The sequence below is a fragment of the Luteibacter sp. dw_328 genome, from assembly GCF_018449605.1.
Lineage (GTDB): Bacteria > Pseudomonadota > Gammaproteobacteria > Xanthomonadales > Rhodanobacteraceae > Luteibacter.
The window spans coordinates 247,696-273,601 of sequence record NZ_JAAVUW010000002.1; the positions used below are offsets into that span (position 1 = coordinate 247,696).

The 25,906-nt window shown below is 65.7% G+C and carries 23 protein-coding genes; 20 read left to right on the top strand and 3 right to left on the bottom strand.

Translation table 11 applies throughout. From position 1 onward, the window contains the following. Positions 1 to 106: 106 nt before the first annotated feature. The 3 genes from upp to HB634_RS05720 all read right to left on the bottom strand — a co-directional run bounded on the left by upp (position 107) and on the right by HB634_RS05720 (position 2,967). Complete coding sequence (upp, locus tag HB634_RS05710) at positions 107 to 745, bottom strand: uracil phosphoribosyltransferase (protein WP_063570728.1); 639 nt, start codon at positions 743 to 745, stop codon at positions 107 to 109. 196 nt (positions 746 to 941) lie between these two features. Then, the gene (locus HB634_RS05715) at positions 942 to 1,199 is read right to left on the bottom strand and encodes a PsiF family protein (RefSeq protein WP_231873842.1); all 258 of its coding nucleotides are present in this window, start codon (positions 1,197 to 1,199) and stop codon (positions 942 to 944) included. A gap of 265 nt (positions 1,200 to 1,464) precedes the next feature. Beyond that, a complete protein-coding gene (locus HB634_RS05720) occupies positions 1,465 to 2,967 on the bottom strand; it encodes an aminotransferase class III-fold pyridoxal phosphate-dependent enzyme (RefSeq protein WP_213947884.1) in 1,503 nt (500 codons plus the stop codon). A gap of 215 nt (positions 2,968 to 3,182) precedes the next feature. On the opposite strand from HB634_RS05720, the gene HB634_RS05725 reads away from it, so the two are divergent. The 20 genes from HB634_RS05725 to HB634_RS05820 all read left to right on the top strand — a co-directional run bounded on the left by HB634_RS05725 (position 3,183) and on the right by HB634_RS05820 (position 25,892). Further along, complete coding sequence (locus HB634_RS05725; RefSeq protein WP_063573165.1) at positions 3,183 to 4,103, top strand: ABC transporter ATP-binding protein; 921 nt, start codon at positions 3,183 to 3,185, stop codon at positions 4,101 to 4,103. Next, the gene (locus HB634_RS05730) at positions 4,100 to 4,879 is read left to right on the top strand and encodes an ABC transporter permease (protein ID WP_213947885.1); all 780 of its coding nucleotides are present in this window, start codon (positions 4,100 to 4,102) and stop codon (positions 4,877 to 4,879) included. Before HB634_RS05725 ends, HB634_RS05730 begins: the two co-directional genes overlap by 4 nt. 6 nt (positions 4,880 to 4,885) lie before the next feature. Further along, positions 4,886 to 6,103: a sensor histidine kinase gene (locus tag HB634_RS05735; protein ID WP_213947886.1), complete on the top strand. Its 1,218-nt coding sequence runs from the start codon at positions 4,886 to 4,888 to the stop codon at positions 6,101 to 6,103. Continuing rightward, positions 6,103 to 7,236 (top strand): sensor histidine kinase, encoded by a 1,134-nt coding sequence (locus tag HB634_RS05740; RefSeq protein WP_213947887.1) that lies wholly within the window; start codon positions 6,103 to 6,105, stop codon positions 7,234 to 7,236. Before HB634_RS05735 ends, HB634_RS05740 begins: the two co-directional genes overlap by 1 nt. Continuing rightward, positions 7,233 to 7,835, top strand: a complete 603-nt coding sequence (locus tag HB634_RS05745; protein WP_213947888.1) for a response regulator transcription factor — start codon at positions 7,233 to 7,235, stop codon at positions 7,833 to 7,835. Before HB634_RS05740 ends, HB634_RS05745 begins: the two co-directional genes overlap by 4 nt. 66 nt (positions 7,836 to 7,901) lie before the next feature. Continuing rightward, on the top strand, positions 7,902 to 9,113 hold the full coding sequence (locus HB634_RS05750) for a DUF3142 domain-containing protein (RefSeq protein ID WP_213947889.1): 1,212 nt from the start codon (positions 7,902 to 7,904) through the stop codon (positions 9,111 to 9,113). Then, positions 9,110 to 11,500 (top strand): hypothetical protein, encoded by a 2,391-nt coding sequence (locus HB634_RS05755; RefSeq protein WP_213947890.1) that lies wholly within the window; start codon positions 9,110 to 9,112, stop codon positions 11,498 to 11,500. Before HB634_RS05750 ends, HB634_RS05755 begins: the two co-directional genes overlap by 4 nt. 135 nt (positions 11,501 to 11,635) lie before the next feature. Continuing rightward, positions 11,636 to 12,673, top strand: coding sequence for a tRNA preQ1(34) S-adenosylmethionine ribosyltransferase-isomerase QueA (gene queA, locus HB634_RS05760; RefSeq protein ID WP_213947891.1), 1,038 nt, complete (start codon positions 11,636 to 11,638; stop codon positions 12,671 to 12,673). A gap of 80 nt (positions 12,674 to 12,753) precedes the next feature. Next, complete coding sequence (locus tag HB634_RS05765; protein ID WP_063572481.1) at positions 12,754 to 13,071, top strand: STAS domain-containing protein; 318 nt, start codon at positions 12,754 to 12,756, stop codon at positions 13,069 to 13,071. Positions 13,072 to 13,081: 10 nt separating this feature from the next. Then, positions 13,082 to 13,444: a response regulator gene (locus HB634_RS05770; RefSeq protein ID WP_046968490.1), complete on the top strand. Its 363-nt coding sequence runs from the start codon at positions 13,082 to 13,084 to the stop codon at positions 13,442 to 13,444. A gap of 53 nt (positions 13,445 to 13,497) precedes the next feature. Further along, on the top strand, positions 13,498 to 15,486 hold the full coding sequence (locus HB634_RS05775; RefSeq protein ID WP_213947892.1) for a chemotaxis protein CheA: 1,989 nt from the start codon (positions 13,498 to 13,500) through the stop codon (positions 15,484 to 15,486). A gap of 193 nt (positions 15,487 to 15,679) precedes the next feature. Further along, positions 15,680 to 16,195, top strand: coding sequence for a chemotaxis protein CheW (locus HB634_RS05780; protein WP_213947893.1), 516 nt, complete (start codon positions 15,680 to 15,682; stop codon positions 16,193 to 16,195). 48 nt (positions 16,196 to 16,243) lie between these two features. Further along, positions 16,244 to 17,959 carry a methyl-accepting chemotaxis protein gene (locus HB634_RS05785; RefSeq protein ID WP_213947894.1) on the top strand — a complete coding sequence of 572 codons (1,716 nt, stop codon included), beginning with the start codon at positions 16,244 to 16,246 and terminating at the stop codon, positions 17,957 to 17,959. Positions 17,960 to 17,962: 3 nt separating this feature from the next. Further along, positions 17,963 to 18,838 carry a protein-glutamate O-methyltransferase CheR gene (locus HB634_RS05790; RefSeq protein ID WP_213947895.1) on the top strand — a complete coding sequence of 292 codons (876 nt, stop codon included), beginning with the start codon at positions 17,963 to 17,965 and terminating at the stop codon, positions 18,836 to 18,838. After that, positions 18,835 to 19,494, top strand: a complete 660-nt coding sequence (cheD, locus tag HB634_RS05795) for a chemoreceptor glutamine deamidase CheD (RefSeq protein ID WP_063573295.1) — start codon at positions 18,835 to 18,837, stop codon at positions 19,492 to 19,494. Before HB634_RS05790 ends, cheD begins: the two co-directional genes overlap by 4 nt. A gap of 87 nt (positions 19,495 to 19,581) precedes the next feature. Next, positions 19,582 to 20,682, top strand: coding sequence for a chemotaxis response regulator protein-glutamate methylesterase (locus HB634_RS05800; RefSeq protein WP_063573296.1), 1,101 nt, complete (start codon positions 19,582 to 19,584; stop codon positions 20,680 to 20,682). Between the two features lie 15 nt (positions 20,683 to 20,697). Further along, positions 20,698 to 21,876 carry a methyl-accepting chemotaxis protein gene (locus HB634_RS05805; protein WP_063573297.1) on the top strand — a complete coding sequence of 393 codons (1,179 nt, stop codon included), beginning with the start codon at positions 20,698 to 20,700 and terminating at the stop codon, positions 21,874 to 21,876. 11 nt (positions 21,877 to 21,887) lie between these two features. Next, a complete protein-coding gene (locus tag HB634_RS05810) occupies positions 21,888 to 22,193 on the top strand; it encodes an STAS domain-containing protein (protein ID WP_218625411.1) in 306 nt (101 codons plus the stop codon). A gap of 451 nt (positions 22,194 to 22,644) precedes the next feature. Next, a complete protein-coding gene (locus HB634_RS05815; protein WP_213947896.1) occupies positions 22,645 to 24,144 on the top strand; it encodes a collagen-like triple helix repeat-containing protein in 1,500 nt (499 codons plus the stop codon). Between the two features lie 80 nt (positions 24,145 to 24,224). Beyond that, a complete protein-coding gene (locus HB634_RS05820; RefSeq protein WP_213947897.1) occupies positions 24,225 to 25,892 on the top strand; it encodes a POTRA domain-containing protein in 1,668 nt (555 codons plus the stop codon). Positions 25,893 to 25,906: the final 14 nt, after the last annotated feature.

The following is a 25,906-nucleotide window of genomic DNA, read 5'->3' on the forward strand; positions in this document are numbered from 1 at the left end:
ACGCGACCCGAAGCACCCCGCAACCCCTGCGTGGCGTTCCCCCTGCGGATCCGCCGGCGAAGTGTGCCGCGAATTTATGACAGGGGGATGTGACGCACCCGACGACTCAGGAAGGTTTCTGCTTGGTCCCGAAGATCTTGTCGCCGGCGTCGCCCAGGCCGGGGAGGATGTAGCCGAGCTCGTTGAGATGATCGTCGATACAGGCGACGTAGATCTCGATATCCGGGTGGGCGGCTTCGATGCGCTTCAGACCCTCGGGCGCGGCCACCAGGAAAAGGCCCTTGATCTTCTTCGCGCCGGCCGCCTTGAGCATGTCGACGGTGGCGACCAGGGTACCCGCGGTGGCCAGCATGGGATCGACGATGATCGCCGTGCGCTCGTCCATGCCGCCACTGAGCTTCTCGTAATAGGCGACCGGCTCGAGCGTCTCTTCGTCACGCTGCAGGCCGACGACGCTCACCTTGGCGGCGGGAATCATTTCCAGCACGCCGCTGAGCATGCCCAGACCGGCACGCAGAATCGGCACGATGGTGACCTTCTTGCCCTTGATGTGCGTGACTTCGACCGGGCCCGCCCAGCCCTCGATCATCTTGCACTCGGTTTCCATGTCGGCCGTCGCCTCGTACGTGAGCAGCGCTGCGACTTCCGAAGCGAGTTCGCGGAACTCCTTCGTGCTGATGCCGGCACGGCGCATCAGGCCGAGTTTGTGCTGGATGAGGGGGTGGCGGACTTCGACGATTTTCATGGGCATGCGGTCGATGGCAAGGATGCCGCGATTGTCGCATGCGAGAGCCTTCCAGCCAGATGGCCGGAACCCCTGGGGTCAGGGCAGGGACACTTGTAGGAGCCGATTCATCGGCGATCCCGCGGCAGCGGGCAAGGTTGCGGCGGCAAGGTTGACGCGAGTCCCCATCGCCGATGAATCGGCTCCTACAGATTTTTTAGCCCTTCAGGCAGGTGCTCATGAAGGTCTTGCGCTCGTCGCCCTTCAGGCTCTTGGCCGAAGCGTCCTTGTTGCAGGACGTCATCTTCTGCTGCTGGGTCATCTTGGCCGGTGCCGGGGCGTCGCCCTTCAGGCAGCTGCTCATGAAGGTCTTGCGGTCATCGCCCTTCTTGCCTGTCGCCTGTGTGTTGCATGTCGACATGCGTTGTTGCTGCGGCGTCAGTTCTTTCTTGGCGGCTGCCTGTGGGGCGGCCATCGCACCGGCGGAAAAGGCGAGCAGGGAAGCAACGGCAAGGACACGAAGCTGCATACACATGGCAAACCCCTACGTGACGCCGGGCGAATCCGGCGTGCCTGAGCTTACCCCTCACGGTCATCCCTTACAAAAGGGGATTCAGCAGGCCTGGCGGGTGGGGCAGGCTCTTTGTGGGAGCCGATTCATCGGCGATGCTTTCGCGAGCACCCTTCGCCGCTGAAGCGGCTCCCACATGGAGCGATCCAGATAGAGCAGTGCGTCGGCCTCAGGCCGCCTTGGTCGACGACGCCGACCGACGCGGGCCTTCCTTCAGCGCATGACGAATTTCCTCGACGATGAGGTCCACCTCGGCACTGGTCACCCGGAAGTGCGGCGTGAAGCGCAGCGAGTTGGCACCACCATGGATCACGCCGACGCCGCGCTCACGCATGTATTCCTCGGTCGAGCCTTCGCCGTAGCACTTGTAGTCCGCCGCCAGCTCGCAGGAGAACAGCAGGCCGGTGCCCTGGACCTTGGTGATCATGCCGCCGAGCTCGCTCTTGAGGCCTTCCAGCTTCTGCAGGAATTCCTGGCCGCGGTCGCGGATGTTCGCGCGGACCTCGTCGGTCAGCTCCGCAAGCGTCGCGACGGCGACATCGAGGGCGCGCGGGTTCGCGGTCATCGTGTTGCCGTAGATGCCCTTGCGATACAGGCCGGCGACGCGGTCGGTCACCGCAAGCACGGAGAGCGGGTACTGGCCGGCGTTGAGCGCCTTGGAGAAGGTCTCCATGTCCGGCGCTTCCAGGGATTCGAAGCCCGGGTAGTCGATGATGGACAGCACGCCGTGCGCACGCAGGCCGGCCTGGATCGAATCGACCAGGAGCAGGGTGCCGTGCTCGCGCGTCAGTTCGCGCGCGGCGGCGTAGAACTCCGGCGTGAGCGCACGGCCCGGATCGCCTTCGCCCATGACCGGCTCGAGGAACATCGCCTCGATGAACCAGCCCTGGCGGTCGGCCTCGGCGAACGCGGCCTTCAGCGAGGCCACGTTGTAAGGCTCGACGGTGATCAGCGTGTCTTCGTTGCGGAAGCTGGCCAGGTGCTGCTGATAATTGCGACGCGACGAATCGGAGTAGATCGCCGGACGTTCGGTGCGGCCATGGAACGCACCCTTCACCGCAAGGCGCTTGATGGTACGGCCAGCATGCCGCGCACCCGGGTCGGTCATCACACGCGCGTTGACGTCCGCAATGCGGCCGGCAAGCGTCACCGATTCCGAGCCCGAATTCAGGCAAAGGAAGTGCGAGTAGGGGCTACCGCCACGGTTGCGACCGAGCTCCTTGTTCAGCGCGTCGCACAGGCGTAGCTGCGAGACGTTCGCTGTCATGACGTTCGCCATGACCTGCGGGCGCGCCATCGCATCGATGATGTGCTGGGGGTTGTGACCGAAACCGAGCATGCCGTAGCCGCCGTTGTCGTGGATCACGGCGCCCTTCAGCGTGACGACCCACGGACCGCGCGCGGCGGCCGGAACGTACGGGTTCACGCCGTCGTCCGGGTAGAAGTTCACCAGGCCGCACTGCAGGTGGTCGATCTGCGCGGCCTCGTCCATGCGCAGGAAGTCGCCCATCTCGGCGCGGAGCGCCTGGTGATAAGCGGCGGCTTCTTCGATGGCCTGCACCAGCGAGGGGTCGATGCCTGCGAAGCGCTCCACCGTGGCGTCAGCCAGGCCTTGCGTACGCGGCGTACCGCCAAAGTTGCGCATCTCGCGCAGAAGACCGATGACGTCCATAACCCACTCCTCACTTCGAATGACGCGGCACTGGTTCGAATCGATCCCTTAAGACGCCGCTAAGTGTCTATATGTAAAGGGATTATTTCCTCAGCATATCACGCGGATTTTGGCGGCGTAACCCCCGGGTGACGCTTGTCACATCCGCACAATGACGCAAGCGACTGCCGCCAAGGGGTTGCGACCGAATATGTTGCGACGCAAGGGAGGACACCATGATCAACGACACCTGCATTGCGCGTCTGGACCGGGTCGGCAAGCGCTACGGCGCCATCGTCGCACTGGACGGTATCAACCTGGAAATTCACCGCGGTGAGCTGCTTGCCCTGTTGGGCCCCAACGGCGCTGGCAAGAGCACCAGTATCGGCCTGCTGCTCGGTTTGCACAGGGCGGACACCGGCAGCGTCAGCCTGTTCGGGCGCGATCCGCAGGACATCGAAGCGCGTCGGCGCATCGGCGTCATGCTGCAGTCCGCTGCCTTGCCGCCAACCCTGAAGGTCGGCGAACTGATCAGTCTCACGGCCAGTTACTACCCCGCACCCCGGTCGGTGGCCGAGTGCGCCGCCCTGGCTGGTGTCGACGATCTCCTGGGGCGCCGGTATGCCGCCCTGTCCGGCGGCCAGCAGCGCCGCGTGCAGTTCGCCATGGCGCTCGCGGGGCGGCCGGAGATTCTCTTTCTCGACGAACCCACGGTCGGCATGGACATCGTCGCGCGTCAGGCCCTGTGGGCGGCAATCCGCAAGGCGGTCTCCGAGGGTTGTGCCGTCGTGCTCACCACGCACTACCTCGAAGAAGCCGAAGCCCTGGCCGATCGCGTCTGCGTGATCGCCAAGGGGCGTGTCGTCTCCGAAGGCACGGTGGATGCGTTGCGTGCGCATGTCGCGGTGCGCCGCATTCGTTGCATCACCTCGATCGCTGCCGCTACGGTCGCGGCGTGGCCGGAAGTGATCTCCGCCGAACACGTGCACGACCGTCTGGCCATCGCCACCGCCGAAGCAGAGACCGTGGTCCGTCGCCTGCTCGACAGCGACGCCAACCTGACCGAACTCGAAGTGCAGCGCGCCGGCCTGGCCGAGGCCTTCACCGAAATCACCCGCGAATCCGAGACGACCGATCGTTCCCAGGAGGCCGCATGAACACCATCGACAGCATCGCCACACCGGTGATGACCACGGGGCGGGTGATCAACGCCTATCTACAGGAAGCGAAGTCGGAATGTCTGCGCTACCTGCGCAATCCTGGCTTCCTCCTGCCGACGCTGCTGTTCCCGTCCGTCTTCTACCTCATGTTCGGGATCTTCCTCGCGCATTCGAATAGCGCGGACGCACCGCGTTATCTGTTGGCGTCGTACGGCACCTTCGGTGTCATGGCGCCTGGCCTGTTCGGTTTTGGCGTATCGCTGGCGCTGGAGCGCGATACCGGTCTGCTCACGCTCAAACGAGCGATGCCGATGCCGCCGGGCGCGTACCTCCTCGGCAAGATGTGCATGGCCATGCTCGTCGCCGCGGTCGTGTCGATCATCCTGCTGTGCATGGCGGTGTTCCTGGCGGGCGTCTCGCTGCCGGCATCGCGACTGACAGCATTCTTCGTACTGGAAGTGCTCGGCGTGCTGCCATTCAGTGCGCTTGGCCTGCTGATTGGCACCCTGGTGAAGGGGCAGGGCGCTCCCGGCGTGGTCAACCTGGTCTACCTGCCGATGGCCTTCCTGTCCGGGCTGTGGTTTCCGTTGTCGATCATGCCGTCCTTCATTCAGTCGATCGCCCCGATCTGGCCTGCGTACCACCTCGATCAGCTGGCGTTGTCGGTCGTCGGGCTCGGCCAGGGCAACGTCCTGCTCCACGTGCTCGTCCTGCTCGGCTTCACGGGTGCGTTCCTCCTGATCGCCGCGCGCCGCCTGCGCCGCTACGGTTGAAGTAGCATGAACGCACGACTTTCCTCGGATGCACGTATGGCCCGCTCGTGGTTTCAGCCGACACCGGATTCGCTGTGGAACCGCTTCCAGGGGAAGCCGCGGTTGCGCGCCGCGAGCATGTTTCATCTGGTCTGGACCGTCTATGTCTTCGGCGATCTGGTCTTCGCCGAGAAGCTCAACCCCCACTGGTGGCTGGCCACGCTCATCGCCTTTCCGGCCTTCCTCGGGCTGTATGCGCTCAGTTACATCCGGCCCTTGCGTCAGGCCTCCTGGTTCGCTGTCGCGGTCGCCCTGCTCGCGTACGCCTTGATGGGCATCAACGCCAGCGGCGGCGGGTGCCTGGTGATCTACGCATGCGCGATGATGGGCTTCGAGGGCTCGCCCAAACGTTCCTATCTCGGAATGGCCGGCATCATCGGCGGTTTCGCACTGGTCGGCACGTACATCTACAGCTGGCCGCTGAGTATCCTGGCGACGCTGAGCTTCATTGCGATTTCCGTCGGTTCGATCAACATCATCTACCGGGTCAACGCGCAACGTGACGCCGAACTCAAGCTCTCCCACGACGAGGTTCGGCGCCTCGCCGCGATGGCCGAACGTGAGCGCATCGGGCGCGACCTGCATGATCTGTTGGGCCACACACTGTCCTTGATCACACTCAAGCTGGAACTGTCGCGGCGCCTGATCGACCGCGACACGGACGCCGCACGTCGCGAGATGGAAGAAGCCGAGGCAGTCGCCCGTCATGCGCTCGCCGAAGTCCGTTCGGCGGTTACCGGCATTCGTGCGACGGGTCTTGCCGCCGAGCTCGCTTCCGCTCGCCTGCTGCTCAATGCCTCGATGGTGCACTTCGACTACGTCAGCGAATTGCCCCAGCTTCCCGAACGGCTGGAGGCCGGCCTTGCGCTGGTTCTGCGTGAAGCGGTCACCAACATTCACCGCCATGCGCGCGCCTCGTTCGCGGAAGCGCGCGTCGACGTTACCGGGGGTGTCCTTACTTTGTGTGTCGCCGATAACGGCAGTGGCGGCGTGAGCGAAGAGGGCAATGGCATATGCGGCATGCGTGAGCGTGTTCGAGCGCTGGGCGGCACCCTGGCCTTCGAATCCGAGCGCGGCAAAGGAACCCGGGTGCGGATCGCCGTGCCGCTGACCGCAGCGGATCGGCGTCTCGCGCCGACGACGGAACCCGATAACCTCGGTCTCGAGCCGCGGCCGACGTCGTGATGCGACTTCCCACCGTCCACCCGGATTCCCTGCTCGGCACGCTGCGCTCGCCGACCTACCTGCGCTGGCAGGCCGGGCTGCAGGTGTTCTGGCTGGTCGCGTTGATCCAGGGGCCGCTCGCGCTGAAGGCGTTCGACTGGGGCTGGTTCGGACCGACACTACTTTCGATCCTCGTCTACCTGGTCTGCTACATCGGCGTCTACATTGCGCCGCTGCGGCGTTTGCCGTTCCACGCCGTCACGATCGTCGTGATGGGCTTTATCCTCTGGCCGGTCAATCCCATATCGCTGGGCTATGTGATCATCGGCGTCACCCTCCTGGCGTATGCGCCGCAAGCGCGTTACTGGCTCATGGGTGTAGGGCTGGCAACGCTGGTCACGCTGGCCTGGGTGTATGCCTTCGGCGTGCCGTTTATCCATGTAGCGATCGTCTTCGGTGCGGGCCTGGCAGCCGGCTTCAGCAACTTTCTCTACGTGCGTGGCGCACGTCGTGACGCCGAGCTGCGTCTGTCGCAGGTCGAAGTTCGTCGGCTGGCCACACTGGCCGAGCGCGAACGCATCGGTCGCGACCTGCACGATCTGCTCGGCCACACGCTCTCGCTTATCACCCTGAAGTCCGAGCTGGCCAAGCGCCTGGCGCTGGTCGATCCCGCCCGTGCGCAGCAGGAAATGGAAGAAGTCGAGCGCGTTGCCCGTCACACGTTGACCGAAGTCCGCAGTGCCGTGACCGGCATGCGTGCCGGCGATCTCGGCAGTGAGCTGGTTTCGGCACGCCTGATGCTCGAGGCCTCGGGCATCGCGCTGCACGTGACCATGCCAGAGCGTCTGGCTTTGCCCGAACCCGCCGAAGCGGCACTCTCGCTCGTTCTACGTGAAGCGATCACCAACATTCATCGACACTCGCGCGCGACCGAAGCGCGCGTGGTCATTACCCGTAACGGACAGGATTTTTCCATGCGCATCACGGACAACGGTTGTGGCGGACTCGCCGCGCACGGCAATGGGGTTTCCGGCATGCGCGAGCGCGTGCGGCAGGTCGGCGGCCGGCTGGCTATCGACTCCCCGGCGAAGCAGGGCACCGTGCTCGAGATCGGCCTGGCGGTGCCGCCGGCGCTGCAGGGGAGCCCGGCATGATCCGCGTCTTCCTCGCCGAAGATCAGGCCATGGTGCGCGGTGCCCTGACGGCCCTGCTCAGTCTCGAATCGGACATCGAGGTCCTCGGTTCGGCGGCCGATGGGGAGAGCGCATGGCGCGAGCTGCAGCGGCTCAAACCCGACGTGCTCGTGACCGATATCGAGATGCCCGGCCTGACCGGTCTGGAAATCGCCCAGCGCATCCATCGCCACGAGTTGCCGATGAAGGTGATCATCGTGACGACGTTCGCCCGGCCGGGCTTTCTTCGTCGCGCGCTGGATGCCGGTGTCAGCGGCTACCTGCTCAAGGATGCCCCGGCCGAGAACCTCGCTGAGGCCCTGCGCATGGTCCACCGCGGCGGGCGCGCCATCGATCCGCAACTGGCGCTGGAGGCGTGGTCCGAAGCGGATCCCCTGAACGACCGTGAGCGGCAGGTCTTGCGGCTGGCCGGGGAAGGGCAGTCGGCCAGTGACATCGGCACGCAGCTGAATCTCTCCCATGGCACGGTGCGCAACTATCTTTCCGAGGCCATCGGCAAACTCGGCGCCGCCAACCGCATCGAAGCGTATCGACTCGCACGCCAGAAGGGCTGGCTCTGACCGCTACAATGGACCGGTAGCGCACCGCTTCCGGTGCGCGTCGGGGAGCCATCGGATTTGGCGTACATGCTGCGGACTCTGGCAATCGTTACGATCGCGGCGATGCTCGTTGCCGCGTGCGATCGCACGTCCGCACCGCTGGCCCACGATGCCTATGTATGGCAGCGGCAGTGGACGCCCGCTCTGCGCGACGCAATGGCGAGTTCGTCGGACCTCGTCCGCGACTGGCGGGTGCTGGTTGCCCAGGCCGATCGCAACGGGGCCTTTCACACGTTCGCACCGGACAGGGAAGCGCTGGCCCGGAGCGGTCGGCCTGTCGTCCTGGTGGTGCGGATCGACGGGAGGCTGGCGGCCTTCGATGCGGCCGTGCTCGCCGACCGCATCGCGGCACTCAGGGCGGCGTGGCCTGCCGCCCTTATCGCAGGCATCGAAATCGACTACGACTGCCCGACCGCGCGCTTGCCGGCGTATACCGCCTTCCTCACGTCATTGCGGTCGCGCCTGGGTTCACTGCCCCTCTCGATCACGGCCTTGCCGACGTGGCTGGGCTCGCGCGATCTCGACGCGTTGCTGGTCGTGCCCGACGAGTCCGTGCTGCAGGTGCATGCCGTGCAGGCGCCCCAGGCCGGCTTGTTCGATCCCCTGGTCGCGAACCGCTGGATCGATGAGTTCGCCGCGCATACGCGCAAGCCGTTTCGTGTGGCGTTGCCGACGTACGGTTCGCGCGTGAGCTGGAATGAAGACGGTAGCCTGCTCGCTGTCGAAAGCGAACAGAGCGCCCTGGCGGCAGGTGCGACGTCTTCCGAACTGTATGCGGCGCCGAACACCTTGATGGCTTTCGTGGAGCACCTGTCGAAGGACCGCCCACGCGGTCTCGCCGGGGTCGTGTGGTTTCGCCTCCCCACGGCCGACGATACGCGCGCCTGGAGCCTTGCGACCTGGCGCGGCGTCGTCAGGGGGCAACTCGACACGCTTCCCCTTCTGATCACGTTGCAGCCGGGCAGGGCGGCCGACGCTCCGTCGGATGTCATGCTTGAAAATCGTGGCGCGACCGATGCGGCGCCACCGCCACGTGTCGCGCTGCCGGCCTCATGCGAACTGGCCGACGGTATCGATGGCTATCGCCTGCAGCGGGCCGGTGCTTCGTTCGAACTCATCGCCGAAGGCGCGCGCCAGATTCCCGCGCATACCCGCCGATCGATCGGCTGGGCCCGCTGCAAGCCGGGCACGCCGCTTACTCTTTCACCGACACCCGCACAAGGAACGCCCGTTTCATGAGGAAGCAGAAGACGCTCGCGATCGGTTTCGGTTTCGGTTTCGCGGTCGCCGTCGTCGGCGCGGTCGCCTGGGCCTGTGGCCCGGATTTCCCGACGCAGATGCTGGACGATCGCGACGCCACCCTGAAGGCCGTGCCACAGAACACGTTCGCCTTCGAAGCCCAGCAGCTACTACCGGCCAGCGACGGCCTGGAAGCGATGGAGTCGGGGCGTTACGGTGAGGATCCCAAGGCGAAGCCCGACCTGACGCCCGAACAGGCCGAGCGTGTGAAAGTGCTCCGCGCCTCGGCGACCGGCGCGCAAGCGTTCGAGGGTGGCGCCGATCTTCCTGCCGACGTGCGTGCGTACGTGGCCGGTGCGGTGGACTGGACGCGTGCGACGCAGGAATGCCCGGGACCACCCGACAGTCAGTACGGTGAAGCCCTGAGCAAGCCGCCGTGCGCCGTCTTCGACGCCGACGCGCTCGACAAGGCACAGGCGAGCTTCGAACAGGTGCTTGCCATGCCACCGGATCAGGCGACGCATCGCGGCGCCTGGGCGGCTTATATGCTTGGCGAGGTGCATGCCTTACGCGCCGCAAAGGCGGCCGGCACCCCGGCGTTTGCGACGCAGCGTGACGCTGCGGCGAAATCGTTCCAGCAGGTCCGCGCCCGCGTGCTCGCCGGCGCGTCCGACGCGCAGGGGCTGGCCGTGGCGAGCTTTGGTGAAGAAGCGCGGCTTAGCCTGTATGCGGATGCGAAGCCCTGCGTGTGGGTGAACCTCTATAACGGCGAAGACTGTGCGTCGTCGCTTTCGTCGGCCGACCTGAAGCACGCCATCGCCCTCTATGCCGCGCAGGCGGGCCATGGCTCAGGCAATGCGGTGCAGTCTCTCGCGTCCATCGCCAGTTCGGTACTCGCTAACCAGGACCAGGTTGACGCCCTGATCGACGGCCCGGTATCGCAACGCTTGCTGGTCACTTATGCGTTGAGCTCGGTCACGCCACAGACGACGGATGGCAAGCCGCAGCCCGCGCTGACCGCTCTGGTCGATGCGATTCAGGCAAAGGGTCCGGATAAAGTCAGTGCGGCGGACCGCCTTGCTTCGCTTGCCTATGAACTCGGCCGCTACGACGATGCCGAGAAGCTCGTCGCGAAAGCGGATGGCCCGCTGGCCAGTTGGGTCCGTGCGAAGCTTGCCTTGCGCAAGGGCGACCGCGAGGGCGCTGCCCGTGCCTACGCCGAGGCCGCAAAGGCCTTTCCTCGCGCTGACGATCCCAAGGCCGCGCTCGAGCCGGACAGCGTGCACCGCCTGATGGGCGAGCGTGGCGTGCTGGCGCTCGCCCGCGGCGAATACGTCGACGCGATGACGCGCATGTACGAGGCTTCGACGGCAGTGGGCGGCGATGGCAACGTCTACGACGGCGAGCTGGAAGAGTCAGGCGCCGGTTACGGCAACGACATGAACTACATCGCCGAGCGCGTGCTGGCCGTCGACGAGCTGAAGACGTTCATCGACGCTCAGGTACCCGCATCGCCCACGCCGACTGTGAAGCCGGACAAGGATCACCCGGCCGAACCGCTGTCGCTCAAGGATCGTCTGCGCTGGCTGCTCGCACGTCGGTTGATGCGCGCTGGTCGCTTCGAGGACGCGTACGCGTACTTCGCCCCGGGTCTGGATCCGCGCTTTGGCGACGTCGATCTGCGTGCGAAGGCAAAGGAGTACGCCAGCGACCTTCACGACGGTGACCACGCATGGACCGATATCGGCAAGGCGGAAGCGCGCTATGCGGCGGCGAAGATCGCACGCGAGAACGGCATGGAGCTGCTCGGTTTCGAGCAGGGACCCGATTACAGTGACAACGGCGGTGGGTATCAGGGTGGCAGCGGGCAGAGTGCCGATACGCTGAAGGGCGATCTGGTCACCGCTGGCGAGCACCAGCGTTTCAACGACAGTGCGGCCCAGCCGGACCGTCGCTTCCACTACCGCTATCTCGCCGCGGACCGGGCCGTCTCGGCGGCCGACCTGCTGCCGCCGCGGTCGCAGGCTTTTGCCGCTACCTTGTGCATGGCGACGAACTGGATGTTGCAGGGGCCACCGGATTACAACGAGGCGGCCGATGGTGATGCCTCCAAGCCCATCAATGAACGGCAGCGCCGCGCCCAGGCCTATTACGCCCGCTACGTGAAGCAGGGGCCCTACGTGGAATGGGCCGACAGCTTCGGCTGGAACTGTGAAGAGCCCGACTTCGCCAGTGCCCGCAAGCTCAAGCGCGCGGAGCAGGTGAGGGCGGTCAAGCACTTCGTGCGCAAGTACCTCGCCGTGGAAATCGCGGTATTCGTGCTGGCCGTGGCAGGCCTGGTGTTCCTCGTCATACGCCGACGCCGCAGGCGCACGGTCGCCCCGTAGGAGCTGATTTATCGGCGATCCCGCGCCAGCGGGCCACGCTTCCGCCAGCACCCATCGCCGATGAATCGGCTCCTACCAAGCCCTATGCGCCGGGATGGGCGATAATGCCCAACCCGCCTCCTGAACACCCCTCTCGTGAAGAAATCCGATTTCGACTTTGATCTGCCCCCCGACCTGATCGCCCAGGCCCCGCTGGCCCGGCGCTCGGGAAGCCGGCTGCTCGTGGTCGATGTCGGTGCGCATACGAAGAAGGACCGGAAGTTCTACGAGCTGCCGGAGATGCTCCAGCCCGGCGACCTGCTCATCTTCAACGACACCCGGGTTCTTCCTGCGCGCCTTTATGGCCGCAAGGAATCGGGTGGCGCGGTCGAAATCCTGATCGAGCGGGTCACCGGCCCGCACGAGGCCCGCGCCCAGCTGGGTGTGAGCAAGAAGCCCAAGGAAGGCGGCCGCATCGAGCTGGCCGACGGCAGCATGATCACCGTGCTGGGTCGTGAGGGCGAGTTCTTCCTGCTGCGTTTCGAAAGCCAGGAGCCGCTCGAGCGCCTGCTTTCGCGCCTGGGCGAAATGCCGTTGCCGCCGTATATCGAGCGCGGTGCCGAAGCCGCCGACAAGGAGCGCTACCAGACGGTCTTCGCACGTGAGCCCGGCGCGGTGGCCGCGCCGACCGCTGGCCTCCACTTCGACGAAGAACTGCTCGCCAAGCTTCGCGCTCGTGGCGTCGAGATGGGCTACGTTACCTTGCACGTCGGCGCAGGCACCTTCCAGCCGATGCGGGCGGAAGAAGTCCGCGACCATGTGATGCACCGGGAATGGCTGAACGTCGGCGCCGGACTGGTGGAAAAGATTCGTGAGACGCGTGCGGCCGGCGGCCGTGTCGTGGCCGTGGGCACGACCGTGGTCAGGGCGCTGGAAAGTGCGACCGTCGAGGGCGTACTGCGCCCGTTTGCCGGCGAGACCCAGATCTTCATCTTCCCCGGCTACAAGATCACCAGCGTCGATGCCCTGATCACCAACTTCCACCTGCCGCAGTCGACCCTGCTGATGCTGGTCTCGGCGCTCGCCGGCAAGGAGGCGATCCTCGAGTCGTATCGCTACGCGGTGTTGCAGCGGTATCGATTCTTCTCGTATGGCGACGCGATGTTGATCATTCCGGCGAAGGCCACCCCCTAAAGCTTTTCCCCCCAAGGCCGATAAGACCATCGAACGAACCCCCGGGCGACACGCGCCCAGGGCCGAACCGGTATCGGACGATGGCGAAGAAATCCTCCAAAGACGCAACGCGGGCGCCCCTGGCGCTCGACGCGGACCTGCGCATCGCCGCGGCCCCGGCCCTGCGCGATACCCTGCTCAAGGCGCTCGCCGCCGGCGAAGCCGTCGAACTCGACGGCACGACGGTGGCCCAGGTGGATACGGCGGCCCTGCAGCTGCTCGCCGCGTTCTCGCGCGATGCGCGTGCGGCCGGGCTTTCCGTGACCTGGACCGGCGCCAGCGACAGCCTGCAGCGCGGCGTGGCCGTGCTCGGCCTTAACTCTTTGATTGAACTGCCGGCTCGCGCCGGCGTGAACTGAAGGTGCTCCGATGGCTAAGATTCTTGCGGTAGACGACTCGGCTTCCATGCGCAGCATGGTGGCCTTCACCCTTCGCGGCGCTGGCCACGATGTCGAAGAGGCCGACAACGGCCAGGCGGCACTCGATTCGGCAGCGGTGCACAAGTTCGACCTGATCCTGGCCGACGTGAACATGCCGGTGATGGACGGCATCACGATGGTGCGCGAGATCCGCACCCGCGCGGATTACCGCGGTATTCCCATCCTCATGCTCACCACCGAGTCGAACCCGGAAAAGAAGATGGAAGGCAAGGCAGCCGGCGCGACCGGCTGGCTGGTCAAGCCGTTCGATCCGGACCAGCTGCTGGCTACGGTCAACCGCGTCCTCGGCTGATCCCAGCCGCGTCTGTTTCCACTTTAGTGTTCCGGTAATTCCAGGGTCTCCCCATGTCCAAAGTCGATCTGGCGCAATTCCACAAGGCGTTTTACGAGGAGAGCCTCGATGGCCTCGACGCCATGGAGCAAGCCCTGCTCGCCCTGGACGAGGGCGCCGAGGATCCGGAACTGATCAACGTCGTGTTCCGTGCCGCCCACTCGATCAAGGGCGGTGCGGCCACGTTCGGTTTCACGGACGTCGCCGCCTTCACCCACGTGGCCGAGAACCTGATGGACGAGGTCCGCAGTGGCCGCCGTCCGATGGCCAAGGCCGTGGTGGAGCTGCTGCTGCGCTCGGGCGATACCGTGCGCGACATGCTCTCCCTGTCGATGGCCGGGCAGCCGGCCGCCACGGCGGAAAGCCAGGCCTTGCTGGCCGAGTTGTCGGCGATGGTCTCCGGTCATGCGGCCGCACCGGTGGTGGCTGTCGCCAAGGCTGCTGCGGCTGCCGAAGCGATCGAAGGCTGGGACATCGCCTTCCGTCCGTTTGACTATCTGCTCAAATCCGGTAACGACCCGGCACGCATGTTCCGCGAACTCGAGGCCCTGGGCCCGCTCGCGGTCACCTGCGATGCCAGCAAGCTTCCCGCGCTGGCCGACATGGACGCCGAGTCGTCCTACCTTGGCTGGACGCTCAGCCTCGACGCCGGTGCCAAGCGCGCCGCCGTCGAAGGCGTGTTCGACTGGGTCGATGGCGACTGCGACCTGACCGTGACGCCGCGCATCGCTGCGCCCGCACCGGTCGCCGAGGTCGCCGCCGCGGCCGCCGCTCCCGTGGCCGCAGCCGCCCCGCGCGCCGTGCGCGATCCCGCTGCGAACAGCGAATCCAGTTCCGTCCGCGTCGGCATCGAAAAGATCGACACCCTGATCAACCTCGTCGGCGAACTGGTCATCACCCAGTCGATGCTCAGCCAGTTCAACGACGGCGTCGATGCGTCGCAGCTGGAAATGCTGCGCCATGGCCTGGCCCAGTTGGGGCGGCATACGCGCGAACTGCAGGAAAGCGTCATGAGCATCCGCATGCTGCCGATCAGCACGGTGTTCAACCGCTTCCCGCGCCTGGTCCGCGACCTGGCGCAGAAGCTCGACAAGAAGGTCGTGCTCGACATGCGCGGCGAGACCACTGAGCTGGACAAGACCGTGCTCGAGAAGATCGGCGATCCGCTGGTCCATCTGGTCCGCAACGCGATCGACCATGGCCTGGAAATGCCGGATAAGCGCGTCGCCGCAGGCAAGGGCGACACCGGCACCCTGCGCCTCGAGGCTTTCCATCGTGGCGGCAGCATCGTCGTCGAAGTGGCCGACAACGGCGCGGGGCTCAACCGCGAAGCCATCGTGGCCAAGGCCATCCAGCGCGGCATCATCACCACGGGCGAGGGCATGTCCGACGAGGCCGTGTCCGACCTGATCTTCGAGGCGGGCTTCTCCACCGCCGCCGCGACCACCGACCTTTCCGGCCGTGGCGTCGGCATGGACGTGGTCCGTCGCAACGTCATGGATCTCGGCGGCACCGTCGCCATCCGCAGCGTGCAAGGCAGTGGCACGACCTTCACCATCACCCTGCCGCTGACCCTCGCCATCATCGACGGCCTCACCGCCGCGGTGGGCGACGAAATCTACATCGTGCCGCTCGTGTCGATCATCGAGTCGGTGCAGGTCAAGCCGGATACCGTGCGCAGCGTGGCCGGCGGTGGCGAGCTGTTCCGCTTCCGGGACAACTGGATGCCGATCGTTCGCCTGTTCGACGTGTTCGGCTGTGCGGGGCAGCGTCGTGCGGTCGACGAGGGCATCGTGATCGTCGTGGAAGGCGAGGGCACCCGTATCGGCCTGTTCGTCGACGAACTGATCGGCCAGCAGCAGGCGGTCGTGAAGTCGCTCGAGGCTAACTACCGGCGCGTGACCGGCATCTCCGGCGCGACCATCCTGGCTGACGGCTCCGTGGCGCTCATTGCCGACGTGACCGGCCTGGTCCGCATGCAGGCCCGCCGCAAGGCCGCCTGATCGCGCGACCCAGTTCTTGTAGGAGCCGATTCATCGGCGATCCCGCGGCAGCGGGCTAGGGTGCCGCGAGCACCCATCGCCGATGAATCGGCTCCTACAAAGCGCGCATTTGCCCCTCAAGAACCCACCGCGACGGCCGATACCCCAAGGGAAGGGGTCCCGAACCGCCGAACCGATCCGCCGTGGGAACGACATGAACCAGCAAGCCAATTCCGCCACCGCCGCGCCTGAAGAGGCCGCGCAGTACCTCACCGTGAACCTCGGCAACGAGGAATACGGTGTCGACATCCTCGCCGTCCGCGAGATTCGCGGCTGGACGCCGGTCACCCGCATTCCGCAGGCGCCCGGCTACGTGCTCGGCGTGCTGAACCTGCGCGGCGCCATCGTGCCGGTGCTGGACCTCCGCCTGCGCTTCGGCCTGGCCCGCGAGGAATACACGGCCACCACCGTCACGGTCATCGTGATGGTCAACGGCCGCCAGTTCGGCGTCGTGGTCGATGCCGTTTCCGACGTGGTCGAGGTTGCTCCCGGCGACGTTCGCCCGGTGCCCGACATGGGCACGACCGTCGATACCGAATACCTGAAAGGACTCACGTCCGTCGCCGAGCGCATGGTCCTCCTGCTCGACGTCGATCGCCTGCTTCAGCCGCAGGACGCACAGATGCTGGAGGCCGCCCTGGCCTCCTCGGATGTCAAAGCCGTCGCCTGAGCGTAACGCCTGGTTAGTCCTTGCCGCACTTTGCCGATTGGAACCGTGATGAAGAAGTTGAAGTTCAAAGTCCCCGCCCTGACCGTTCGCGGTCGCCTCTACGGCGTGCTCGGCCTGCTCACGCTCATGCTTCTTGGTGGTGCGGCCGTCGGTCTCGGCGCGATGCACTTCCAGAACGAAGGCATGCGCCAGATCTACGAGGAAGAGCTCGCTCCCTCGGAGACGCTGAGCCGTCTCAATACGGATTCGCTGCTCTCCTTCGTCGTGTTGGGCGAAGCGGCAGCCAAGGTCAGCAACAAGGACCAGGTGAAGCAGAAGGTCGCCGAGTTCCAGAAGTACGAAGACGAGATGACCAAGCTGAAGGCCGAGTTCCTCAAGGTCCCGATGTCGGCTGAGGTCAAGAAGCTTTACGACAAGTGGCAGTCGACAACCGCCGACTACGACCAGGCGAAGTCGGACATGGTCGACGCCCTCAACCAGGCTGACGAAGGCTCGAGCGACGTGCTCGAACTGCAGGTTCGTCCGCTGTTGATGGATCGCCAGACCCAGCTCGGCAAGCTCATCGAAGCCAAGCGCGATGAAGCCGCGGCGATCTATGCGAAGGAGACTGCGCAGTACCAGATGGTCCGCGCGCTCAGCATCGGCTCGCTGGCCGTCGGCCTGTTCATCTGCCTGCTGATCGGCGTCCTCGTCGTCCGCTCCATCATCCGTACGCTGTCGCACACCGTGTCGGTCGCGCACCAGATCGCCGAGGGCAAGCTCGGCCACGACATCCAGGTCACGCGTTCGGACGAACTGGGCCAGCTACAGGAAGCCTTCCGCGCCATGGACGAGCGCCTCAGCGCCATCGTCGGCGAAGTGCGCCATGGTTCGGGTTCGGTCAGCACGGCGGCTCAGCAGATTTCGCGCGGCAACGACGACCTCTCGCAGCGTACGCAGGAACAGGCCTCCAGCCTGGAAGAGACCGCCTCGTCGATGGAGGAAATGACCTCCACCGTGAAGCAGAACGCCGAGAACGCGAGCCACGCCAACCAGCTGGCCCGCGGTGCACGCGAGCAGGCCGAGCGCGGTGGCGAAGTCGTCGCGCAGACCGTTGTCGCCATGCGCGATATCAACAGCTCCAGCAAAAAGATCTCCGACATCGTCAGCCTCATCGACGAAATCGCGTTCCAGACCAACCTGCTCGCGCTCAACGCGGCGGTGGAAGCAGCGCGTGCCGGCGAGCAGGGTCGCGGCTTCGCCGTGGTCGCCACCGAAGTGCGCAACCTGGCCCAGCGTTCGGCCGGCGCGGCGAAGGAGATCAAGGGCCTGATCAACGACAGCGCGAACAAGGTCAAGGCCGGTTCCGAGCTGGTCGACCAGTCGGGTAAAGCGCTCGCCGAGATCGTCGACAGCGTGAAGAAAGTGACCGACATCGTCGCCGAGATCGCTGCCGCCAGTTCGGAGCAGTCGGCCGGCATCGACCAGGTCAACCACGCCGTGCTGCAGATGGACGAGATGACCCAGCAGAACGCCGCGCTGGTGGAAGAATCGGCCGCTGCCGCCCGTGCCATGCACGAGCAGGCCAACGAGCTCAGCCGCCAGGTGTCGTTCTTCCAGATCACCGGCCAGGCGTCCAGCGCTCCGGCCGCCAAGGCGCAGCGCAAGGACGCCGCTCGCGAAGAGATGGAAACCGTGTTCGCCGCCGTGCGCAGTACGCCGGCTCCGCGTGCGCAGCGTCCGGTCGAGTCCGCGGCCGACGCCGGTGTGTGGAAGGAGTTCTGATCGATGAATGCGCTCGTCAACAACGGCGACGCCGCCGGGCTGGCGGGCGCGACAGGACCGAATCTCGGCGAGAAGGAATTCGGCTTCCTGCGTGAGTTCGTGCTGCAGCACTGCGGCATCTCGCTGGGCGATCACAAGCGGCAGCTGGTCCAGGGGCGTCTGCTTCGCCGGCTGCGCGCGCTGAACCTCTCCGGCTTCGAGGCCTACTGCGACCTTTTGCGCCGTGATCCGGAGTCGGAACTCGGCGAACTGGCCAGCTGCATCAGCACGAACGTCACCTCGTTCTTCCGCGAGATGCACCACTACGACATGCTCATCGACGAGCTCCTTCCTCGCTGGCTGGCGGAGAAGAAGGGCAGCGGTCGGCTGCGCATCTGGTCGGCAGGCTGTTCCACCGGCGAAGAACCGTACGCCATCGCGATGGTGCTGGCCGAGGCCATCGAGCGCACGGGTATCCAGATCGACGCGAAGATCCTCGCCACCGATCTGTCGCCGCAGGCGCTGGAAGTTGCACGCAAGGGCGTGTACCCGGTGGATCGCCTGGGCGGGGTGAGCGACGCGCGTCGCAAGCGTTGGTTCCTGCGTGGCGAAGGTTCGTTCGATGGCTACGTCCAGGTGCATCCGCGCCTGCGCGAGCTGGTGGCCATCCAGCCATTGAACCTGCTCCACGAGTGGCCGATGCATGGCAAGTTCGACGCCATCTTCTGCCGCAACGTCGTCATCTATTTCGACAAGCCGACCAAGCAGCGACTGTTTTCCCGTTATGCCGGCATGCTGGAAAGCCACGGCTACCTGTTCCTGGGGCACTCGGAGTCCATGTACGGATTGTCCGAGGACTTCGATCTGATCGGCCGAACGGTCTACCGGAAACGCACATGAGCGACACGTTCGTCGCGCAGCCGAGAACCTTTATCGGCTTCGATCCGAAAAGCGTGCTGCCCGGGTTCGAGCACGTCCGCCGCTTCTGGGATCCCGCCCAGGAAGTGGTCACGGTAAAGATTCTGCCGGGCGAGTACTACGTGAGCACGCAGGAAGAGATGATCTCGACCGTGCTGGGCTCCTGTGTATCCGCCTGCGTACGCGATGCCCGTCGTCGTATCGGTGGCATGAACCACTTCATGCTGCCGGAGCCGGCCGGCGACCGCGACAGCTGGACCTCGACGGTCGGCCGTGCGGCGCGCTATGGCAACGATGCGATGGAACAGCTGATCAACGCGATCCTCAAGGCCGGTGGCCGTCGCGACGATCTCGAAGTGAAGATTTTCGGAGGTGGGCGCGTGCTCGCGACGATGACCGACATCGGCCAGCGCAACATCACCTTCGTGCAGCGCTACATCGCGACCGAGAACCTGAAGCTCTGCGCGGCCGACGTGGGCGATATCTACCCGCGCCAGGTGCAGTTCTTCCCGGTCAGCGGCAAGGTGCGCGTGCGCCAGTTGCGCGCCACGCACGACAACAATCTGGCTGATCGCGAGAAACGATACCTCAAGCGATTGGCCGACGATCCGATAAAGGGAGAGGTGGAACTGTTCTGACCATCGCGGTCAGCGGTACCGCTTCACAATTTCAGCCTCCGTCGGTCCGCCGACAGGGACGTTCAGCTACCCGAGTCGCAAGCACCCATGCAGAAAGTACGCGTCCTCATCGTCGACGATTCGGCCCTGGTCCGAAAGGTGCTGACGACCATGCTCGAGTCCGATCCGGGTATCGAGGTGGTCGGCACGGCGGCGGATCCGCTGATCGCCCGCGAGAAGATCAAGCTGCTCAATCCCGATGTCCTCACGCTGGATGTCGAGATGCCGCGCATGGACGGCCTGACCTTCCTCGACAACCTGATGCGCCTGCGTCCGATGCCGGTGGTGATGGTGTCGACGCTGACCGAGCGCGGCGCGGACGTGACCCTGCGTGCACTCGAACTGGGTGCGGTGGATTTCTTCACCAAGCCGCCCGCCGACCTCGCCAACACGTTCATGGATCACGCGCCGGAAATCTGCGCGAAGGTGCGCCTCGCCGCCGGCGCCAAGCCGCGTGAGCGCGCCTCGGTCAGCAAGCTGGAGGTTGCCCCGCGCCTCTCCGCCGACGCCGTGCTACCGCGCGCACAGACCGCCGGAACGCGGGGTGGCACGCGCATCATCGCCATCGGCGCATCCACCGGCGGCACCGAAGCGATCCGCGTCGTGCTCGAGGCGATGCCGCCCACCGCGCCGCCGATCGTCATCACCCAGCACATTCCCGCGGCCTTCAGCGGTCCCTTTGCAGCGCGGATGGATTCCTGCTCCGCCATGCGCGTGATGGAAGCCCGTGATGGCCAGCCCATCCAGGCCGGCCATGCCTACATTGCCCCCGGTAGCCAGCACCTGCTGGTGATGTGGGACGGTGCGAAGCATGTCTGCCGCCTGCACGACGGCCCGCCGGTCAATCGCCACAAACCGGCCGTCGACGTGCTGTTCCGTTCGATGGTGGCCAGTGTCGGCGCCGCCACGATCGGCGTGCTGCTTACCGGCATGGGTGACGACGGCGCGCGTGGCCTGGGTGAGCTGAGGGAAATCGGTGCACCGACCCTGGTCCAGGACGAAGCCAGCTCGGTGGTCTGGGGTATGCCCGGCGCCGCCTGGAAAGCCGGTGCCGCCAACGAAATGCTTCCGCTCGATGCGATCGCCGCGCGCCTGCTAGCGCTCGCCCATACACCTGTTTCCGCCGCCGCCTCGCGCGTCGGCACCTGATAGCGAGACGTCATCATGCTTATCCCCAAGAACGAACGAAGCATCGGCTTTGCCGCCAGTGCCATCGCCCTGGTCCTCGTGCTGGTGTTCCATTCCGCCTGGGTCGCCCCGGTCGTCGTGGCCCTCCTGACCGCGACCTGGATCGCGATCAGCCTGCGCCCGGCCGCGCTGCCGGACGTGGAAGTGGTGCTGCATTCGCCGTCCTCGGACGAGGCATCGGTCCGCGAGGCGATGGAAGATGTCCGCAGTGCCATCGTCGACGAACTTGGCCACGCCAGTCGCGAATTGCACCAGGCGCTGGATCTGCTGCGTGATGCCGTGGCCGAACTTGGCGGCGGCTTCAACGGCCTGTCGCACAAGACCGGCAAGCAGCAGAAGCTGCTCAGCGAGATCATCGAGAGCGGTGGCAACGGCATCTCGGTGCAGGACTTCGCCTCCCGCACCGCCGGCCTGCTCGAGCACTTCGTTGGCCTCATCGTGCAGCTGTCGCGCGAAAGCCTGCGTATCGTTTACCGCATCGATGGCATGGCCAAGGAAATGGACGCGGTCTTCGCGCTGCTGAAAAACGTCAACACGATTGCCGAAGAAACCAACTTGCTGGCCCTGAATGCGGCGATCGAAGCGGCACGCGCCGGTGAATCCGGCCGCGGCTTCGCCGTGGTCGCCGGTGAAATCCGCAACCTCGCACAGCACAGCAACCAGTTCAACGAAAAAATCGGCACCCACGTCGAGCGCTCGCGCACGGCGATGGAGCAGCTGCGTGAACTGGTTGGCCACATGGCCTCGCAGGACATGAACGTGGCGCTCTCGGCCAAGGGCGACATCGATCGCATGATGTCGACTATCACCGAGTCCAACGCCCGTACCAGCGCCGCTGCGGACGAAGCCGCCTCGATCAACCGCGGCCTCGGCAACGACGTCTCGACCACCATCCGTTCGCTGCAGTTCGAAGACATCCTCAGCCAGCTGCTGCACCAGACGCGTTCGCGCCTGGTCGAACTGCAGGAGATCACGGCCGACTGCACGCGCGACATCGAAGAGCTCGCCTGCGCCCCGGCCAACCCGGCCGAACTCGGCGCCCGCGCCCAGCGCGTCCGTTCGCGCCTGGCCGAGCAGCGCGAGCGTGCCCGCCTGCGTTCGCGTGGCCCCGCCCTCCAGCAGTCCATGGCTGCTGGCGACATCGACCTGTTTTAAGGGAAGCCACCATGGCCATCAACGTCCACAACGACACCGAGCACGGTTGCCTCACCCTCCATCTGGGCGAGCGCTTCGATTTCTCCATCCACCGTGCCTTTCACGATGCCTGCCTGGGTGACGTCGCCGCGGCGCGCAGCTACGTGCTGGACCTGGAGCAGGTCATCGGCATGGACAGCTCTGCGCTGGGCATGCTGATGCTCCTGCGCGAACACGCCGGCGGCGACCGCGCGGAAATCCGCATCGTCAACGCCAGCGCCGACCTGCGTAACACCTTGCGGATCGCCGGTTTCGACAAGCTGTTCACCGTGCACTGAGCGACTCCGGTCACGAGTGTCAAAAAACGCCCCGGCACACCGGGGCGTTTTTTTTGCCGCCGTTGTGGGAGCCGATTCATCGGCGATGGGTGCTCGTGGACCATCACTCCTTGCTACTGACTGGCCCGCTGCCGCGGGATCGCCGATGAATCGGCTCCTACCGTTCTGCGGTCGTTCTGGCGCGGTTCCGCGCACTGAACAATCTCGCGCAAATACGCGCTCTCCACGCAGATTTCGCACTTAGTTCGATCCAACTTCACGGGCTCACGACGCGGCTGAACAGGTGGCCGAAAACGCTCTACGTATTCTTACCTAGTTGCCACTTTTGCGTAGCGCTGCATCGAGCGCAGGCGTTTTATGGATCCACGGTTGTGACGTGGGTCACATTCGATGTATCGCTCCCACAGGCAGGGGGCACTACCCAGAACGCCATGCGTTCGAGGAGTGAGTCGTGAGCGAACTGAATTTCGGCAAGGTTTTGACGCGTACCCTTCTGGCCAGTTGCATCCTGGCCGCATCGGTTTCCATTACAGCGTGTAGCGGACACGGCTCGACGCGATCGGGCGGTGGCTCCTCGGGCACGGTGAATCCGGGTGGCGCGGGCGGCTCCGGCGACGCGGGCGGTGGCGGCTCGGGCACGGGCGGCGGCGGGGATAGCGGTGGCACCGGCGGCACCGGCGGTGGTACGGGCGGCACAGGTGGCGGCACGGGTGGCACCGGCGGCGGCACCGGCGGTACGGGCGGTGGCACAGGCGGTACCGGTGGCGGCGACGGTGGTGGCACGGGCGGCGGTGGTACCGGTGGCGGTGGCACGGGTGGTGGCGGTACCGGCGGCGGCACCGGCGGTACCGGCGCGGCAGCGCCCTCCAACGCGGTCGGCGCGATCGCCACTGGCACTGGAAACATCGTCTCTTCCCTCGGCGGAACGGTGACCGGAATTGGCGCGCAGCTGCCGTCGGTCACTCTGCTCGGCGGCACCAGCGGGCTTTCCACTTCGCTGGGCAGCACCGTGGGTGACCTCGGTAAAGCCGTCACGGCCCTCGGCAATGGCACCTCCGGTGGCCTCGGCCAGATCGGCAATATTCCCAACCCGGTGGGCGTCACGACGGGTAGCCTGGAAGATGTCGTCAAGAACGCGGGTGACGCGGTCCATGACCTCGGCCCCGGCGTCAGTAGTATCGGTGCCAACACGCCGATTGCGCCAATCACCTCAGGCGTGGGCGACGTGGTGTCGAAGGCCGGCACGGGTGTCGAGCAGATCGGTGGGCAACTCGGCGGCCTGCTCGGCTCATCCCAGGCAAACGCGCTGACGCAGGGCGTCAGTGACCTCGTGACCCCGGTAGCGGTGTCCCTGGGAAGCAGTGCGTCGCCGACGCAGTCCACCAATCTGGTCGCGGCGACGGGCATGGCGGCGAGCGGCATCTCGGGTGGCCTGAGCACCGGCGTGCATTCGATTGCGGCCGACGTCGGCGGCATCCAGGCACCCGGTGCCCTGGGTGGGCTGTCGCAACCGCTCAGTGGCGCGCTGAACGGTGCAGCGGACACGCTGCATGTGGCGAGCAACACGCTCGGTCAAGGTCCCGGCACAGCAGGCTCGCCCGGCTCGACGCCCGCTTCGGCGGTGCTCGTCGGCGCCGGTGCGCTTGTCGGCAGCGTGTCGGCGCCGGTCAGTGCCCTGGGTACCGGTGGCCTGAGTGGCCTCGCCCCCCTGACGAACCCCGTCGCAACCACGGTCGCCAACGTCGGAACGGGCGTGAGTACCGTGGTCAGCAGCCCGGCCATCGCGCCGGTGACGACCACCCTGAACACGGTGGTCAACAACGTCGCCTCCGCGACGGGGCTGTCGTCGACCACCGGCACGGGCGCTGGCAACAGCGGTGCAGGTGCGGACCCGGTGAGCAGCCTCCTTGGAAGGCTGAAGGATCTGGGTAAGGGCAATCACGGCCTGTAAGGCGATTGGCGCGGGCGGTGGTCAACACCGCCCGCGCTTCGTTGATCCTCGTGTAGGTCATCGTTCGTAGGGAGCTTTGCATGAATCGATGGCTCGGCTGCCTGCTAGGCATGTCCGTCGTGTGTTCCACCCAGGCGCAGGTCCGCGCGCCGGCCAATCCACTCCAGACCCTGCCGCGAACGGAAACGCCCAAGGAGGCGCCTTCGGTCACGGTGAACGTGCAGGGGCCTAACCCGGCACTGGAAGCGCTTCTCGCCAGTCATCTCACCCCGACGCGTTTCGATGTTGTCGGTGTGCGCTCCATTCCCTTCGCCGATGTCGCCGCCGTCTTCGCGCCCCTGCGCGGCAAGGACACGAGCGTGCGTCAGCTCGTCGCGGCTGCCGACAGTGTCACGGCGATGTACAAGAAGCGCGGCTACGCGCTCTCGTTCGCCTTCGTGCCCAGCCAGACGTTTTCCGGCGGCGTGGTCCAGGTGACCGTCGTCGAAGGCTATGTGTCGAGCCTGGCCGTGCACGGCGATGCAGGCAATCTCGAAGGTCGCATTCGCGCGATGGCGGCGCACATCGTGGACGAACGCCCGCTGCGGCAGGATACGTTCGAGCGCTATACACAGCTGCTCGGCCAATTGCCGGGCACCAAGGTCGCCGCGAACGTGCCGCCACCGACCACGACCGATGGAGCGACCACGCTCGACCTGACTATTACGCGGCAGCGCTACGACGCCAGCTACGGCATGGATCTCAACCATCCCGGTGCGCAAGGTGTCTTCACCGCGCTGGAGAACGGTGCAACGCCACTGGGCGAACAGCTCAGCGTATCGACCTTGTTTCCGAACGGTGGCGGTCAGCGACTTTATTCCGCCGCCTGGGTCGAACCGATCGGTTCCCAGGGTTGGCAAGGCCGCATCGATGGCAGTCACTACTGGGGCAGCCCGGATACCGATGACGAGTTGCCCTCGTATCTCGATCATCGCCTATCGCAGGAACGCCTCGCACTCACCGCGATCTATCCCCTCGTGCTCACCAACAGCAAGCGCCTGAACCTGACGGTGAGTGCGTATGCGTCCACACAGGATGACCGCTACCGCAACACCGATACGGGCGCGATGATCTCGCTGCGCTCGAGCGTACGTGTGCTCGACGCGGAACTGTCATGGCTGAAGACGGCCGCAAAGCATTCCGAGCAGTTCAGCTTTGCGGTCGCGCACGGCTTCGACGGCTTCGGAGCGAGTTCGCGTGCAACGACCAACCTGGCCGGACCGCTTGCCGTGGCCATGCCTGACATCAACTTCACGCGCTACACGATGAATCTGGCCTTCTCGCAGGAATGGGCGCACAAGATCGGCACCGTCGTTCGCGCCACCGGACAGTACAGCAACGACGCGTTGCCCTCGACCGAACAGATCAACTTCGGTGGTCCAAGCTTTGCTTACGCTTACGACCCGGGTGACGCCGCGGGCGACAGCGGCTGGGCAGCGTCGCTGGAGGTGAACCGCGCCTTCGTCTCGGGAACGCACTGGATCAAGTCGATCGTGCCGTACGTGGCGTACCAGTCCGCGCGCGTCTATCTGAACGGTGGACGGCCCCTGATCAACAAGCTCGATTCAGCGGCGATCGGCGTGCGGCTGTCGGACAACAAGCACTACACCGTGGATTTCGCGCTGGCGGAGCCGACAGGCGACAAGCCGCCGGAGAAACAGAATCGGGATGTGCGCTGGAATCTCACGTTCAGTTACAAGCTGATGTGAGCCACATTGCCTTC